This is a genomic window from Pedobacter sp. SG908 (assembly GCF_011759615.1).
Lineage (GTDB): Bacteria > Bacteroidota > Bacteroidia > Sphingobacteriales > Sphingobacteriaceae > Pedobacter > Pedobacter riviphilus.
The window spans coordinates 2,891,095-2,908,464 of the sequence record NZ_JAAOYY010000001.1 but is presented as its reverse complement, the minus strand read 5'-3'; the positions used below and the strand labels follow the sequence as shown (position 1 = coordinate 2,908,464).

The 17,370-nt window shown below is 37.4% G+C and carries 13 protein-coding genes; 8 read left to right on the top strand and 5 right to left on the bottom strand.

The annotated features are described in order from the left end of the window. Positions 1-7 precede the first annotated feature (7 nt). Positions 8-733: a ferritin-like domain-containing protein gene (locus tag FHT21_RS11835; protein WP_167294864.1), complete on the top strand. Its 726-nt coding sequence runs from the start codon at positions 8-10 to the stop codon at positions 731-733. 19 nt (positions 734-752) lie between these two features. Then, complete coding sequence (locus FHT21_RS11830; protein WP_167294863.1) at positions 753-1,643, top strand: ferritin-like domain-containing protein; 891 nt, start codon at positions 753-755, stop codon at positions 1,641-1,643. Positions 1,644-1,907: 264 nt separating this feature from the next. Here the strand turns inward: FHT21_RS11830 and FHT21_RS11825 are convergent, their stop codons facing one another. Beyond that, entirely contained in the window at positions 1,908-3,032 is a 1,125-nt protein-coding gene (locus tag FHT21_RS11825; RefSeq protein WP_167294862.1) for a CofH family radical SAM protein, read from the bottom strand. A gap of 152 nt (positions 3,033-3,184) precedes the next feature. On the opposite strand from FHT21_RS11825, the gene FHT21_RS11820 reads away from it, so the two are divergent. Both FHT21_RS11820 and FHT21_RS11815 read left to right on the top strand, forming a co-directional pair. Next, the gene (locus tag FHT21_RS11820) at positions 3,185-4,429 is read left to right on the top strand and encodes a pitrilysin family protein (protein ID WP_167294861.1); all 1,245 of its coding nucleotides are present in this window, start codon (positions 3,185-3,187) and stop codon (positions 4,427-4,429) included. After that, complete coding sequence (locus tag FHT21_RS11815) at positions 4,422-5,693, top strand: pitrilysin family protein (RefSeq protein ID WP_167294860.1); 1,272 nt, start codon at positions 4,422-4,424, stop codon at positions 5,691-5,693. Before FHT21_RS11820 ends, FHT21_RS11815 begins: the two co-directional genes overlap by 8 nt. Before the next feature lie 122 nt (positions 5,694-5,815). On the opposite strand, the gene FHT21_RS11810 is transcribed toward FHT21_RS11815, so the two are convergent. The 4 genes from FHT21_RS11810 to FHT21_RS11795 all read right to left on the bottom strand — a co-directional run bounded on the left by FHT21_RS11810 (position 5,816) and on the right by FHT21_RS11795 (position 11,153). Beyond that, complete coding sequence (locus FHT21_RS11810) at positions 5,816-6,097, bottom strand: pyrimidine/purine nucleoside phosphorylase (RefSeq protein ID WP_167294859.1); 282 nt, start codon at positions 6,095-6,097, stop codon at positions 5,816-5,818. An 8-nt stretch (positions 6,098-6,105) separates the two neighbouring features. Beyond that, on the bottom strand, positions 6,106-8,001 hold the full coding sequence (locus FHT21_RS11805) for a DUF3857 domain-containing protein (RefSeq protein WP_167294858.1): 1,896 nt from the start codon (positions 7,999-8,001) through the stop codon (positions 6,106-6,108). After that, positions 8,001-10,004 carry a DUF3857 domain-containing protein gene (locus FHT21_RS11800; RefSeq protein WP_167294857.1) on the bottom strand — a complete coding sequence of 668 codons (2,004 nt, stop codon included), beginning with the start codon at positions 10,002-10,004 and terminating at the stop codon, positions 8,001-8,003. The genes FHT21_RS11805 and FHT21_RS11800 overlap by 1 nt, the downstream gene beginning before the upstream one ends. Positions 10,005-10,145: 141 nt before the next feature. Continuing rightward, complete coding sequence (locus tag FHT21_RS11795; RefSeq protein WP_167294856.1) at positions 10,146-11,153, bottom strand: sterol desaturase family protein; 1,008 nt, start codon at positions 11,151-11,153, stop codon at positions 10,146-10,148. A gap of 229 nt (positions 11,154-11,382) precedes the next feature. On the opposite strand from FHT21_RS11795, the gene guaB reads away from it, so the two are divergent. The 4 genes from guaB to FHT21_RS11775 all read left to right on the top strand — a co-directional run bounded on the left by guaB (position 11,383) and on the right by FHT21_RS11775 (position 17,316). Then, positions 11,383-12,852: an IMP dehydrogenase gene (gene guaB / locus FHT21_RS11790; protein ID WP_086546656.1), complete on the top strand. Its 1,470-nt coding sequence runs from the start codon at positions 11,383-11,385 to the stop codon at positions 12,850-12,852. Between the two features lie 337 nt (positions 12,853-13,189). Next, positions 13,190-15,769, top strand: a complete 2,580-nt coding sequence (locus FHT21_RS11785) for a TonB-dependent receptor (protein ID WP_167294855.1) — start codon at positions 13,190-13,192, stop codon at positions 15,767-15,769. Positions 15,770-16,155: 386 nt separating this feature from the next. Then, positions 16,156-16,749: a TIGR00730 family Rossman fold protein gene (locus FHT21_RS11780; protein ID WP_167294854.1), complete on the top strand. Its 594-nt coding sequence runs from the start codon at positions 16,156-16,158 to the stop codon at positions 16,747-16,749. A 105-nt stretch (positions 16,750-16,854) separates the two neighbouring features. After that, positions 16,855-17,316, top strand: coding sequence for a MaoC family dehydratase (locus tag FHT21_RS11775; protein ID WP_167294853.1), 462 nt, complete (start codon positions 16,855-16,857; stop codon positions 17,314-17,316). The last annotated feature ends 54 nt before the right edge of the window (positions 17,317-17,370 follow it).

Genomic DNA, 17,370 nt, shown 5'->3' with positions numbered 1-17,370 from the left:
GATGAGTATGAAAAACAATGAACTAGAAACAAAAAGTGAACTTCGTGAAGGAAGTTTATTTGACAAAACTGTAGGCAGAAGATCTTTTCTTCAGTACGCAGGTGCAGGCGCTGCAGGTATTGCTTTGGTAGCCGCCGGTTGTAAAAAAGATCGTGGTTACGACAATCCGGTTATGGGAGGTGTAACGTTAGATTTTAAAGATGATTTCGGTGTGTTAAATTATGCTTATGCTTTGGAGCAATTAGAGGCTGCATTTTATGTTAAGGTTGCTTCAGCACCTCCTGCAACTTTCACCACAGCACAAAAAGCATATTTTCAGGATATCCAGTTTCATGAAATTGCCCACAGGGAGTTTTTTAAAGCTGCTTTAGGTACAGCTGCAATTGGAAGTTTAGAGGTAGATTTTTCATCAATTGATTTTACCAGCGCAAGTAGTGTATTAGGTGCTGCTATGGCTTTTGAAGATTTAGGCGTTTCTGCTTATAACGGAGCAGGGCCAAGAATTAAAAACGGAACTTATTTATTATTAGCCGGTAAAATTGTTTCAGTTGAAGCCCGTCATGCTGCCTATGTTCGTGATTTAATTTCAAACGGATCATTTGCAGACCTTAATAGTCTTGCTTCATTGGGAGCCAATAACTCAGCTGGATTAGATGCTGCTTTAACACCAGATAAGGTTTTGACTGCTGCTCAGAAATACATCAAAACTAAAATTAATGTAATCAATCTTTAATTTTTTAAATCAGAAAATCATGAATATCGTAAATATATTAGAAGAAATTGAAAAAGTTGACGGTGAAATCTATGAGAGATTAAATCCGAGAAGAGCCGCTATGAAAAGCTTTTTCAATATGGGCAAAAAAATCTCTTTGGCTGCTATGCCGCTAGCCCTAGGTTCAATGTTTCAAAAAGCGTACGGACAAACAGCTTTACCTGCTGCGGTTGTTGATGTATTAAACTTTGCTTTATCGCTAGAGTATTTGGAATACCATTTTTATAATCACTGTATCGTAGGCAAAACCCCGGGATCGGCAGTAACTGATGTTACTTTTAATTTTCCTAATGCAGCCAGCCAAGCTGCCATTACTACCATTCGCGATCACGAAAAAGCACACGTTGATTTATTGGTAGGTGCTCTGGGTAGTTCTGCCCGCGCACCAATCGCCTATGCAGATACTGATTTTAGAGCAGGTGGGGCATTTGCTACCGTATATTCTGATTATAATACCTTTTTAGCGGTAGCCCAGGGTTTTGAAGATACAGGAGTAAGGGCATATAAAGGGCAGGCAGGAAACCTATTGGTTAGCCCAGGTGTGTTACAAACAGCTTTGCAGATCCACTCGGTAGAAGCGCGCCATGCATCTCATATTCGTCAAATGCGGACTGCTGCAGGTTCTGCCGTTTATAAACCATGGGTTAGCCTTGGTGCTTCTGGACAGGCAAACGACTCAGGTGTTGCAGCTGTTGATGCTGTTTATGCCGGTGAGGATTTAACCGTACAAGCTGGTGCAAACATTGTGGGTATTGGTGGTAATGCAGGTATTACCAAAGCTGCAGCGGTAGAAAGTTTTGATGAACCTTTAGATAAGGCCAGCGTAATTACTATCGCCAACTTATTTTTAAGAGACGGTAAAAAACTATAACAGCACTCTAAAATATTGACATTATTAATTAGGTAATGTTTAGTTTAAGGTAGGGAAGTAGAGCTTTGATTCTACTTCCTTTTATTTGATCAGGATTTTCAAGATTATGAGATTTTAGGATCGATAAAGAAATAAGCGTGTCTTTTCTTCTGCCTACATTATGGAATAAAGAATTAACTTCTAGTAAACCAGTTGCTATTGATCATTGTAAGAGTTGGTCATTGATCCTTCGATCATCCGCTCAAATCCTCCTTGTTACATCATTTAATAGGTGATCACCTGCTCTTCTAAATGTTCAGGCAAATCTCTATAGTTGTATTTTTGTCCGCGTAACTGGGGTTCAAAGCCTGCGGCTTTAATAGATTGCTGAATGCCGTTTGCTGTAAAACGGTGTGGCGCACCTGCAGCTGAAACTACATTTTCTTCAATCATAATCGATCCAAAATCATTTGCTCCAGCATGTAAACACAATTGGGCCGTAGTTTTTCCAACAGTTAACCAACTGGCCTGGATATTTTTGATGTTTGGCAACATGATACGGCTCAACGCAATCATACGGATATATTCATCAGCTGTTACATTGTTGCTAATTCCACGCAATCTCTTTAATAAAGTACCGTCATCCTGGAAAGGCCAAGGGATAAAGGCTAAAAATCCGTTTGCATCGGCAGGTTTTTCACTTTGTACCTGGCGGATCCAAACCAGATGTTCAAAACGTTCTTCTATAGTTTCAACATGACCAAACATCATTGTAGCCGAAGTAGTGATGTCTAATTGATGGCATGCGCGCATTACATCAAGCCATTCTTGTCCGCCACATTTACCTTTCGAGATTAAACGCCTCACACGATCATTTAAAATTTCAGCACCTGCACCTGGTAAAGAATCCATACCTGCTTCTTTTAACGCTTTTAATACCTCGGTATGCGTCATGCCCTCCAGTTTTGCTACGTGTGCAATTTCTGGCGGTCCTAAGGCGTGAAGTTTTAAATCAGGATATAATTCTTTTAATTTTCTGAATAAGTCAGCGTAAAACGCTAAACCTAAATCGGGGTGGTGCCCACCCTGCAATAATAATTGATCTCCACCTAAGCGGAAAGTCTCTTCAATCTTTACCTTATAGGTTTCGATATCAGTAATATAACTTTCATCATGCCCAGGCCTGCGAAAGAAATTACAGAATTTACAATTGGCAATACAAACATTAGTGGTGTTTACATTACGGTCTATCTGCCAGGTTACTTTTCCACTGGGCACTTGAATTTTTCTTAGCTCATTGGCTACAAACATTAAAGATGCAGTATCTGCATTGTGATATAAATGTACACCTTCTTCGAGGCTTAAAAAGTCAAAATGTAATGCCCGTTGCAGTAAATCGGCTGTATTCATACTACAAAGATAAGGAAAAGGGAGGGAAGGTTGAAGGTGTAAGGTTTAAGGTTTGTCAAAAAAATAACAAACACAGCTAATACTCCAAATTCTATTAAATCTTCCCCATCAGTGAAATCATTTATTATATCTTTACGGTTCTAAAAATAAATATGGTAGATTTTAATCGTTTTACACTGGCCAATGGCTTAAAAGTTTTAGTGCATGAAGATGCTACGACGCCAATGGCTGTTTTAAATATTTTATATGATGTGGGTGCTCGTGATGAGGATCCTGAAAAAACGGGTTTCGCGCACTTATTTGAGCACCTGATGTTCGGCGGATCGGTAAACATCCCCAATTATGACGAACCTTTGCAACGCGTAGGGGGTGAGAATAATGCTTTTACAAGTAACGATATTACTAATTATTATATCACTTTGCCTGCTGAAAATATAGAAACGGCATTTTGGCTGGAGAGCGACCGGATGTTGAGCCTGGCTTTTTCTGACAAGAGTTTAGAAACACAGCGAAACGTAGTGAGCGAAGAATTTAAGCAACGTTATCTGAACCAGCCTTATGGCGATGTTTGGTTAAAGTTACGTCCACTGGCTTATAAAAAGCATTCTTACCGCTGGGCAACTATAGGGAAAGAACTTTCGCACATCGAAAATGCAACAATGGATGATGTAAAAGCATTCTTCAAAAAACATTATACCCCACAAAATGCAATTTTGGTAGTAGGTGGCAATGTGAAAACCGAAGAGGTAAAAAAGCTGGCCGAAAAATGGTTCGAACCGATCCCGGCGGGAGAGAAGTACAACCGTGATTTAGTTCAGGAAGAGCCGCAAACAGAAGCCAGACAAGAAACTGTGAGGGCAAACGTGCCTTTAAATGCGATTTATATGGCTTTTAAAATGCCAGGACGATTAAATCAGGATTATTATGCCTTTGATTTATTATCGGATATTTTATCTCGTGGACAGTCTTCGCGTTTGTACAATAGCCTGTTAAAAGAACAAAAACTTTTTAGTGATATCAACGCCTATATTTCGAGCAGTTTAGATCCGGGTTTGTTTATTGTTGAAGGTAAATTGGTAGAAGGAGTAACAATCGAAACGGCAGAAAAGGCAATCTGGGTTGAACTGGAAAAATTAAAGGCCGAAGTGGTTTCTGAAACTGAATTAACCAAAGTAAAAAACAAGGTAGAATCGGTACTTGTTTTTTCTGAGATGAGCCTGCTTGATAAAGCAATGAATCTGGCTTATTACGAACTGTTGGGCGATGCTGCTATATTGAACCGGGAAACCGAAGAATTTTTAAAAGTAGGGGCAGCAGATATCAAAAGGATATCTAACGAAACTTTTAATCATAAATCATCATCTACTTTATATTACCTAACTGAAGAAAATGCTTAACAGACAACAGGCGCCTGATTTTAAGCAGGTATCTACAATAAATTTTATCCAGCCCGAAAAAAAAGTGCTAGATAATGGTGTACCCGTTTTTACTATTTACTCTGGAGAACAAGATCTGGTACGTATCGAATTTATTTTTGATAACGTAAACTGGAAACTCGAAAAACCATTACAGGCTATTGCGGTAAGCGCATTAATCAATAATGGAACAAATAAATTATCGGCAAAAGAGATAGCTGAACAAATTGATTTTTATGGTGCATTTTTCCAAACAGAATATGCCCAGGATCAGTCATCGGTTACGCTGTATACTTTAAATAAACATTTACATTCGGTATTACCCATTGTGAAAGATGTTTTATCAGAAAGTCAGTTTCCACAGCATGAGCTTGATATTTACATCCAAAACCAAAAGCAAAAGCTACAGGTAAACCTGAAGAAAAATGATATCCTTTCGAGAAAGGAATTTGCCCATGCTTTATTTGGCGATACAGCCTACGGGGTAAATATTAAAGCTGAGCACTACGATGCATTAAAGCGCGAAGATTTAATTGAATATTTTAAAGCTGCCTATGCTCCTAATAATTGTACCATTGTGATATCTGGTAAGTTTGATGATGCTGGGTTTAATCTTTTAAACGAAGCTTTTGGCCGCGACTGGAAAAAAAGCGATGCAATAAAGAATAGTTTCGATTTTGCTTCGACGGCAAAACAGCTTGTGTATATCGAAAAACCAGAGGCATTACAATCAGCTATCCGTATAGGCCAATTGGCCATAAACCGTAAACATGAGGATTTCTCCGGACTTCAGATTCTAAATACGGTTTTAGGTGGGTATTTTGGTTCACGTTTAATGAACAACATCCGCGAAGATAAAGGCTATACCTACGGAATTGGCTCCGGAATTTCTTCGCTGCAACAGGCAGGTTATCTTTTTATCGCAACCGAAGTTGGTGCTGATGTGTGTTCGGCTGCTTTAACTGAGATTTATAAAGAGATCGAGATCTTGAAAAATGAACCAATAGGAGAAGAAGAACTGAACCTGGTTAGGAACTATATGCTCGGATCAATGTTGGGTAGTTTGGAGAATGTTTTTTCGCATGCCGATAAATTTAAGAACATTTATTTTTCGGGACTGGATTACGATTATTATACCAAATACATTGAAAAAGTGAAGACCATTACTGCCGAAGAGTTGTTGGCATTGGCTAATAAATACTTTACTACAGAGAATTTCACTGAGGTAGTGATCGGGAAGAAGTAAGTAAGGCCGCAAAAGGTCGTCATTTCGAGTGAATTGCAGCGAAGTCGAGAAATCTGTCGAGATAGATCTCGCCATTTCACTACGTTTCAGTCAAGATGACGACTTTTTTGTAATAAATTCAGCTACCTATATTGGCATAAATAGGCCGTTTGTACAGTAGCTTTTACTTTAAAAGATGAATTTGCAGGAACTTCGAAATTGCTGCCCGCTTTAATGCTTTGCCAATCTGTAGTGTCTGGTAAAAGCGCTGCTAATTCACCCTCTATAACATGCATAATTTCTTTCTGAGCTGTTCCAAAGGTATATTCTCCTGGATTTATAACGCCGATAGTCGATTTTCCTTCAGCGGTTTCATAGCCTAACGATTTAACGTTGCCATCAAAATATTGGTTTTCAGTAATCATATGCTAAATTATAAAGTTTTCGATAAAACAGCTTTTTGTTTATCAGCCTGGTAAATCTTTTTGTAAAAATCTACATATTCACTATACTTTTCTGGCGGATACTTTTTATTGTTCATGGTTTGTGTTCTATTATAAACAATCATATTATCCTTAACACTAAATTTCGCTGTGTACGATCCAAACTCAGAGTTAATTGCAATATCTTTTGGAATAAACTCTACATTATAGCCCTTTGGTAAGATATAGCTAATTTCATCATCGTCATTATAACTAAAGGGAACAGCAAAGTATGTTTTTCTTGCTTCTACTTTAAGTGGAATGCTCTCACGGCGGTTAACCTGGTTTACCACCAAAAACAACTTATCTCCACCTTTGGTTAACAATGTGTTGGTTTTAAAGTTAATCTCTTCGGTAAGCACAGGTACTGTTTTATCTGGTTGTGCATACTTGTAGCTAATGAGCTCAGCCACTGGAATGGGGCTCTCTTCTATTATTTTTTTTCTGAGATCAACAGGCTCCATCAATGTCATCGAAAAATTCTCTTCAAACTGGGCGCTGCCATAAGTAGATTTTATTTCAGAACTTGCTGTACCGTCTTCAGCTAATGTAATTTTGGTTTTTCTGATCTGATAATTTTCTTTGGCATTGTAAGCAGGGGTATGCACTATTTTCCCTCCACTTTCAGTAACCATCAATACATTGCGGTCAGAGTTGCTATAGCCAATAAACCCCATTGGTTTATATTGACTGGTACACTCTAAAAATGTAGTATCTTTTTCTAATGGAACACATAAAATCATGTGGTTCGCCTGCCCCATACTCGAATAATTCGGGTTTAAACTGGGCATATCATTTCCGATGACAATTAAATTTGAGGCAATTCCCGCTTCGTTTAGTAGGGCCTTCATATAATTAGAAAGCGCTTTACAATCGCCGTAATTTACCTGTGCAACCTTTTCTGCTAAAATAGGTCTAAAACCACCAATTCCCAATTGAACACTTACATAACGGGTGTTTTGTTGCAAATGGTTATACAAAATTCTGATCTTCTCTTTTGGCGTCTTGGCATCTTTTATTAAATTCTGTACCATTAATTTGGTTGTTTCAGGAAGTTTATTTCCTCCTTGATTTAAGGTAAAAAGCCATGAGCCGAAATTTTTCCAGTTGTCAAAATTACCTGTAGAACCATCATATTCAAACTGATTAGGGGAAGCCTTTACCCATGCAGAAATGTTATCAATACCGGTACTTAAAGGTTCTTCAGCAACCGCTGCAACATTGGCACTTTTCCATTTGTACTGTACTTTTTCTCCATTAATTACCGAGTCGGTTTGTAAATTGGAACTCGTAATGTACCTCATTTTGTAATTTTTTGCCTTCTGGATAGTGTAAGCCGATTTTTCTACTGACACTCCAAAATCTTTCAGGTCGTGCCAAGAAGGAAAAGAAAGCAATCCTTTATAATCCTGACTATAACTGTACTCTATAGTGTAGGGATAAGTTATACTTACAAATTTCAAGAGTTTAAGCCTATTGTCTTCGAAGATCGAAAAATCCGAAATCAGGCTTTGGTCTTTAATGTCTGAACTTTTATAATCTTTTATTTTTTTTCCTGCTGCATCGTAAAGGGTAGCCTTAATGTTGTATATACTGCTAAATTTATCGTAAACTTTAGCCATTTCGCCATATTCTTCGCCAGCCTTGTTCAAAATGGTTATTGCCACTTTATAATCCATTTTTGCCTCACCTAAACCCTTAACATCAAAAAAAGATTCTTCGTTTCTAATTACAGCAACAGCATCTTTTTTCAGGTTTTCAAGGATCTTTGCTACATCATAATCCATCTGTGCTAACGCACTGTTAATACTTACAAGCGCAAGCGCCAAACTTAAATAGTATTTCATTATACTTTCTTTTTAAATACGATCTGTTCGGCCTGTTTTTCTACAACCGTTTTAAATAATTCTTTTAAATCAAAATATTCTTCAGGCGTATAAAGCGATTTACTTACATTAATGATACTTTTCACCATCAGGGTTTTACCTTCTGTTACATAATTAATGGTAAAGGTTCCGTTGTTTTCGGGAAGTTTGTAAATACCTCCTTTAGGAAGTTTGTCTATTTCATAATCATCTGGAAAGTTCACCGTAATGCGGTAGCTTTCTTTAAATGGATAAGCAAAATCGACCGGGAATTTTCGTTGTTCCAGTTTAAATAAATTTTCTTTGGTTCTTTCGAAAAGGAGAGGTGTAAAATACACCAGGTTTCCAGCTTCTTCTACATTATCTTCAATCACAACGTCCATATTTTCGGTTAATAACTCGTCAAGATTGTCCAAATTATCGATCTTGTATGTCGAGATTTCAAGACCAGCTTTATCTTTTTTAAAGTTTTTAATAAACTCAGTCTCGTTATTTGTTTTTCTATACTTGTTTCGAAGATTTAGTGCCGCATAACCTTTTGAATATTGGTTAATCTTTCCGGTTAGTTTATGGTCTTTATCGAGCGTCATGTTGTAAACAAAAATCTTTTCGCTCGATACACTTGGTTCTGTAGAAAGCCACTTTCCATTAAAGCTTTTTAAATCCATGTAAAAGCCCTGGTGACTCAGGTTTTCATAATCTAACATACCTGCAGGAAGATCTTTATCTGTGGCATCAAGAAAATAAAGTGTATTTCCGATCTGCGTAACACCAATTACATTATTGAACGCCGATACTACAGGATAACCTGGGTGTTCGCCATTTTCTCTTGTACTGATCAGAACAGGGAAGGCCTCAATTTTAGCTTCTTTTAATAAACTCAACAAAGCAAGGTTAATATCTGCAGATGAACCTGTTTTCTTTTCGAAGATGCTCTTTGGATTGGTTTCATTAGCATACTTCGAATATTGCTTATTCCATTTTAGGTTGTTTTTAACATAGTTGAAAATGAGTTTTACTGCAGCAAGGGTATCTTTCTCTCCTTTTAAAATGCCTGGCAGTACAGATTTGGCATAACTGTTTTTGTTAATAAAGCCACCAAAGTTTTCATCTTCAGCCAGCCCATTGATGATTTTTGGCCACGAACCATTAAAATCTTGATACATTTGGCCTGGAAATTGGGTGCCCCTAAGTTCAAATTCAATTTTAGGGGTATAATCATCCATTGTAGTTACATATGGCTCCTCTTTTAAGGCAGGTACATTTGCTGCACAATATTTGTCGTAAGCTGCATTAGAACTTAAGCCAGGGATATAAGCTGCAGTTACAGTTTCATGAACTGGATGCTCAATTTGGTAGTACCCACTCGTATTGTTTTTATATATGAAGTATTCCGGAATTTTAACATTGTACTCAGACCATAGCGTCGGAATACTTGATTGGAATTTCCACCCGCGAAGTGTAAATGTAAAATCTGATCTGATTTTATACTTAAACTCGATAATCGATCCTTCTTTAACATTAGGTAATGCAAATTTTTTGATTACATAATTTTTGTTAAACTCTTCGGTAAACTTGGCATCCTTATTCAGTTTACTGGTAACCATTTTGCCATCAACCATATTATAGGTTGCAGCATCCATAAAACTGAGATCCTCTTTTGCAGAGTTACCATTTCTGTAAAGTTCTACTTGGAAATTGGCCAGATCGTAACCATTTTTGTTTAAGATTTTGTAGCGTATATGTCGTTCAAACACATAAATAAATCCTCCAGTGGTATTGTATTCGAAATAACAGTCACCAACATCAAACAGTTTAATTGCTGAGGCAGACGAGTCCTGACCAGAGGCTTTCACTTCGAATTCTGTCGGTGCAATTTTTCCAAACTTGAATTCTCTTTTTACAGGTTGAATAGTTTGGGCATAAAGGGTGGTAACTCCAATGCATAGCATTAAAGTCAGAAATTTGAGAGCATTTTTCTGCATTTATAAAATTAGTTTTTTGGTTGTGCAATATTAAAAAGATTCATTGAAATATGATCAATTAATTGACAACATATTTCATAAACTTTTAAATTAGTCTATATGGCCATCACAAAATTTTATAAACTGCCTCTGTTCCCTTCTTTATGGCGCGGCCATTTCAGTTTTGTAGGTTTTCAGATATGCTGTTCTTACTATTTTTGCTGTTTTATGGTCTTTGGTGTGGCTCCATCCCGGAGGCATAAAAATGTATAGAAACTTGTTTTTAATACCTGGTGCGTGCCAAACATCTTTGGCCAAAAGAACAATTTCGCCGAAATAAGCATCTAAAAAACTGTGTTTTTTCATCTCCCTGGTAATACCATATTCAATTTTTATTGTTTTATCCTCTTCCTGGTAGGTTTTAAAGACATGATCCCAGATGGGCAACAGGTTGCAGAAGTTGGTATCCATATACAATGCATTTTTGGCATGGTGTACACGATGATGAGAGGGGGTAAGGATTATTTTATTTAAAAAGCCGAAACGGCCATCTTTAGAAATATTTTCTCCAATATGGATAAAAGAGCCCCAAACTCCATCAATAAACATAATTAAAAAGAGGAGTGATGGGCTTACGCCTAAAAGAATACATGTTGTTGTTCTAATTAGATCAGCATAAGGTGCTTCAAGAAAAAAGTGAGCAAAATTTACCGATAGATTCATGGTTTCTGGTGCATGATGTGTAGAATGCAAACACCAAAACAGTCTAACTTTATGTGCTAAAAAATGGTAAATGAAATGACCAAATTCCCATATTACATATCCATAAATGAGCCAGTACCAGGTAATTTCGGTTTTAAAAATGGCATATTTTCCAAATAAACCAATACAAATGGAAACCATTCCGATTGAAATAATACGGCCAATAAAGGAGTTGAGTACCAGCGAGAAGAAAGAGATGCGGTAATCTACTACCTTAAAACGGCGGTAAAATGTCATTCTAATGATTTCAAAAACCAATAAAAAAGGGATTAAAGGACCAATAAGTGCGCTAATTCCTTTCCAGCTCATAAACTGGCTATAATCATTAGTTTGCAACAACTGTAAAAGTGCCGATAAGCCAAAAAAGCCAATCAGCCATTCTTTAGTGCCTTCAAGAAAATCAATCATGTTTATATATTTGGTTCGATGAATTTATATAAATCTAGAGTTTAATCAAATTAAATCACTTAAATAATAGGTTATTGTTACCATATATTCATTAAACCTTGGTTTGTGTTTTAAAATGATAGCAATTGTCAGACAAGCTCAATATTTAAGCATTTTTATCTTTATGCTTTTATTTTCCCTTAATTTTTGTATCTTTGCCTGGCAAATAATAAATCCTAATTTATTTGCTATGCAACTCGATTCCACAAAGTTTATTGCCACAGGTTTAACGTATGACGACGTACTTTTAGTACCCGCGTATTCGGAAATTCTGCCCCGTGAAGTAAATACAGCCACTTTTTTAACAAAAAAAATTAAACTTAATGTTCCATTGATTTCTGCAGCAATGGATACTGTAACTGAAGCCGAACTTGCCATTGCCATTGCGCAAAACGGTGGTATTGGTATGTTACATAAAAACATGACCATAGACAGACAAGCTGCAGAAGTGCGTAAAGTTAAGCGCTCGGAAAGCGGTATGATTCAAGATCCTGTAACCTTGTTGGAAACAGCTGTAGTGGCCGATGCTTTTAAGATCATGAAAGAGCATAAAATTGGTGGTATTCCGGTTGTTAGTAGCGATAATAAACTAGTTGGTATTATTACAAACAGAGATCTACGCTTCCAAAAGGATATGAAGAGACCAATTTCTGAGGTAATGACTAAAGAAAATTTAATCATTGCACCAGAAGGAACCACTTTGGTTCAGGCAGAAGAGATTCTTCAGAACCATAAAATCGAGAAACTTCCAGTGGTTAGCAAAGATGGTTACTTAAGTGGTTTAATCACTTTTAAAGATATTTCGAAAGTTAAAAATTATCCTGTAGCCTGTAAAGATGAACGTGGCCGTTTAAGGGTAGGAGCTGCGGTAGGCGTTACAGCAGATACTTTACAGCGTGTTGATGCTTTAGTTCATGCCGGTGTTGATGTAATTACCATCGATACTGCTCATGGCCATACCAAAGGTGTAGTTGATAAATTAAAAGAAGTTAAAGCTAAGTATCCTGATTTACAAGTGATTGTTGGTAATATTGCCACTGGTGCTGCTGCGAAATTTTTAGCAGATGCCGGTGCTGATGCCGTTAAAGTAGGTATTGGCCCAGGTTCTATCTGTACCACCAGAATTATTGCAGGTGTTGGTGTACCTCAGTTATATGCTGTATACGAATGTGCCAAAGCTTTAAAAGGTACAGGTGTACCTGTTATTGCTGATGGTGGTATTAAACACACTGGCGACATTGCCAAAGCGATTGCATCGGGTGCAAGCACAGTGATGGCAGGTTCGTTATTTGCAGGAGTAGAAGAATCGCCAGGCGAAACCATTATTTACGAAGGACGTAAATTTAAATCTTACCGTGGAATGGGCTCAATTGAAGCGATGGAACAAGGTTCTAAAGACCGCTACTTTCAGGATGTGGAAGATGATATTAAAAAACTAGTTCCAGAAGGTATTGTTGGTCGTGTGCCATTTAAAGGTACTTTAGCTGAAGTAATGTACCAGTATATAGGTGGTTTACGTGCGAGTATGGGCTATTGTGGAGCGGCAACTATAGAAGCTTTACAAGAAGCGCAGTTTGTACAGATTACAGCTGCCGGTATGCGCGAAAGCCATCCGCACGATATTACCATTACTAAAGAAGCACCTAATTACACCAGATAAGGTGGACCGCATAAAGTAAAATATAATATCCAGATATTTAAGAACAAAAAAACGGGGCATCGGTTTACGATAGCCCCGTTTTTTTGTATTAATCGTTATGCTCAATTTATTTCAAAACCTGCGAGGTTTTTAATTAATATAAAAATCACAAAATAAAATTTGGCAGCTAAATTTTTTTAATATATTTGTCGACTAAATCCATAGGATTTATATAATAATTATGAAAACAAACCAAAAAACACGCTTGTATTGTTGTTGTAGCCATTCTAAAACAGTAATCAGATACTCTCGAACGCGTCATTAATCAACAACATTTAAACAAACTATATAACTAATCATGAACAAAAGTTTACTTTTTCTCTTTTCATTTTTACTTGCGGCAGGTTCTGCTTTTGCCCAAAGTCCCGTAACTGGGGTAATTAAAACAACCAATGGCACTACAATCCCTAATGCAACCGTAAAGGTAAGGGGAACAAACCAAGCCGTAGTGGCCGATGAAAAAGGTGTCTTCAGTATTAATGTAAAACAAGAAACACCATTTTACTTACAGGTAAGTTCGGTAGGCTATAAACCACAGGATTTTCAGATACTAAAACTTCAGGATACTCCAATAGAATTGGTTTTGGTAGAAAATGCACTATTGGATGAGATTGTGGTAACATCTAGAAGGCGCTCGGAGGTTTTACAGGATGTGCCGATTCCAATTACGGTTATTGGTGGCCGTGCAGCAGAAAATGCAGGTGCTTTTAACGTTAACCGTTTGAAAGAATTGGTGCCTTCAGTACAATTATATGCATCGAATGCCAGAAATACCACTTTAAATATCAGGGGTTTGGGCTCTACTTTTGGTTTAACCAATGATGGTATTGATCCTGGGGTGGGTTTTTATGTAGATGGTGTTTATCATGCCCGCCCGGCTGCTACCTCTACCGATTTTCTTGATATCGACCAGATCGAAATTTTACGTGGTCCACAAGGTACCTTATTTGGTAAAAATACAACAGCAGGTGCGTTTAACATCACTACAAGTAAACCAACTTTAACACCTAGTGCAAAAATAGAATTGAGCGCAGGGAATTATAATTTTATTCAGGCCAAAACTTCAGTTTCTGGTGCACTTGCTAAGGATCTTGCTGCAAAAATTTCAATTTCTGGTACACAGCGCGATGGTACCATCTGGAATACGAGAGAAGAACGAAGATACAGCGGACAGAACAACCTGGGCTTTAAAGGTCAGCTATATTATACCCCTTCAGAGAAATTACAGGTATTGTTAAGTGGCGATGTAAGCATTCAGCATCCGGCAGGTTATCCATTGGTAATTGCCGGTGTTACCACAACCGAAAGAAGTGCATACCGCCAGTATGCTAAAATTGTTTCTGATTTAGGCTATCAACAACCTAAAATCGATCCTTTTTCAAGAGAAATCAATACCAATACCCCTTGGAGACACAACCAATCAATCGGTGGTATATCATTAAATGTAGATTACAAAATCGGCAATGGAACACTTACTTCAACCACCGCCTGGAGATTCTGGAACTGGGATCCTACAAACGATCGGGATTTCTCAGAATTAGCAGCGCTAACCAAATCGCAGGGTACTTCACGTCACGATCAATACTCGCAGGAAGTAAGATACGCGGGTAATATTACCGACAAATTAAGTGGCGTAATCGGTGTTTATTTCTTGGGTCAGAATTTAAAAGGTTTGTCACAAACAGAAGAAGTAGGTAAAGATCAGTGGAGATTTGTACAGACCAGCAATACCGGAAATCAGGCTTTATATTCAACACCAGGTTTATTGGATGGTTTTGGTATTAAAACCAACTCTACCATCAAATCGTTAAGTGCTGCTGTTTTTGCACAGGTTGATTGGGAAGTTTTAAAAAATCTGCATGTATTGCCAGGTTTAAGGTATACATATGATAAAAAAGATGTTGATTATGATAGGGTTACTTACGGTGGTTTACAAACTAATGATGCAGCATTATTGGCGCTTAAAGCAGCAGTATATGCAAATCAGCAGTTTACAACAAAGGTAGATAATAACAATTTGTCGGGTAACTTTACCTTATCTTACCGTCCAACCCATAACTTAAATGTTTATGGAACTTTTTCTACCGCTTACAAACCGGTGGGTGTTAACGTAGGTGGTTTGCCAACTACCTCAACCGGAGCAGCCGATTTATCAGTAGCTGTTGTTAAACCGGAATATGTGCAACACTATGAATTAGGGGCTAAAACAAAGCCGTTTAAAGGGGCTATTGTAAATATTAGTGCATTTAATACTGATATTAAAGATTACCAGACCAATGTGCAATCGCCACAACTAGGCGTAAATAGAGGTTATCTGGCAAATGCTGAAAAAGTAAGGGTAAAAGGATTAGAAATAGACGGTACTTACCAGCTGGAGAGATTTTTAACTTTAAATGCTGCTTTGGCTTATCTAGATGGCAAATATGTGAAATTTACAAATGCTCCTCTTCCCTTAGAAGAAACCGGGCATACCGAATTGGTAAATGGCGTTGCTACCCAAGTGGCATTTAAAGATGCTTCGGGAGGTAGATTACCAGGTATTTCGAAATGGAATATTTCTGGCGGTTCGGAACTTAGTACGGCAGGTAATTTAGCAACTAGAACGGGTAGGTATTTCATCGCTGGTGATGCCAGTTATCGTTCAGAGTACTCTTCAAATCCTACACCATCAAGCGTACTGAATGTTAAAGGTTATGCTTTATTTAATGCAAGGTTAGGTTTCAAATCGGATAAGTTCTCTTTATTTGTTTGGAGCAGAAATATTGCAAACAAAAATTACTATGAGCAATTACAGGCTGCAGCAGGCAACTCTGGTTTATATGCAGGTGTACTTGGCGATCCAAGAACTTATGGGGCCACAATCCGCTATGCTTTCTAAGATCATTTAACAAAAAAATCTTTTCTCTTATATTTGGTTAAAAGGAGTGGCGTTAATGCTGCTCCTTTTTTGTTTTAGGGAGAGCGGGCTTCTGTGCTTTTCGGTGATGTAGTCCTGCTGTGTGTTTTACTTCGCCAATGAAGAATTGGCTTCGTGTCCACTTCCATCAGGTCTATTTTACATTTGCCAGTGGTTCTTGTAAGGACCAAAAATACTAGGAATTAATTTTCTCTGTGACCAGGAGGTATGGGGCTGGAATGAAAAATTAAAATAAGCCATTGTTTTTGGTGGTTTAAACTTCAGAAAATACACCTGTAACAGCTTTGTGCAGAATTAAAATTTATAGAAAGCCGATAAAATCTTAACTTCGGTAAATTTTTAACTAAATGAATAAGCTTAATTCGGTTTGCGTGTATTGCGGCTCAAACTTTAATGGCGATGTAGCGCTACGCAATGCAATAAAGCAATTAGCAGAAACGCTTGTAAAACAGCAGATCAGATTGGTTTATGGAGGGGGAAGCGTTGGTGTAATGGGCGTTTTAGCTAACGATGTATTGGGTTTGGGTGGTTTGGTAACGGGGGTAATTCCTCAGTTTTTAATGGATAAGGAAGTAGGTCATCGGGGTTTAACAGAAATGCTTGTTACCGAAAATATGCATCAGCGAAAACAGAAAATGGCCGATTTAAGTGATGGTTTTGTAATTTTGCCTGGTGGTTTCGGTACACTTGAAGAATTTTTTGAAGTATTAACCTGGTTGCAGCTCGGTTTACATAACAAGCCAATCGGTGTATTAAATGTAAATGGTTTTTACGATCCCTTGTTTGCCCAAATGGATATGATGGTGCAAAGTAAATTTTTGAAACCGGCCAATCGAGATTTAGTTTTTAATGAAGCAAATGCTGAAACTTTAATCGATAAAATGGATGACTTTTCTGCTATTCCGGATGAGGTTTGGTTTAGAGAAAGAAATTTGAGTTAGAAAAAGTATCAAGTCGTAAGTATCAAGTAGTAAGTATCGAGCACCAAGTTAGACTAAGAAATTATCAATCCGCCATACGCTTGGCGCTAAAAATATATATACCAAATGCAAATCATTACCTCCCACGCAGAGTTTGAACAATACCTTGGCAAGGAATTAGGTGTTTCGTCATGGCACACCATTACACAAGAACAAATTAATAAATTCGCCGATGCTACATTAGATCATCAATGGATTCATGTTGACGAAGAAAGAGCCCAAAATGAAGGTCCTTTTAAAGCAACCATAGCACATGGTTATTTAACTTTATCGTTAATCCCTTATTTATGGAAAGAAATAGTTGATATCCAGAATTTAAAAATGGAGATCAATTATGGGATTGAAAGTTTAAGGTTTGCACAGGCCGTTACGGTAAATAGTAAGGTAAGGTTGAAAGCTAAACTGGCTTCTATCATTAATCTTCGCGGCGTAACTAAAGTGAATATGGGTATAGAAATGGAAATTGAAGACCAGAAAAAGCCTGCATTTAGTGGTGAGGTTGTTTTCTTGTATCATTTTATCAACTAATTATTACCATGTAGCGGATTGTTTGTTTTTAACGTTTAAATTAGAAAAAAGCAA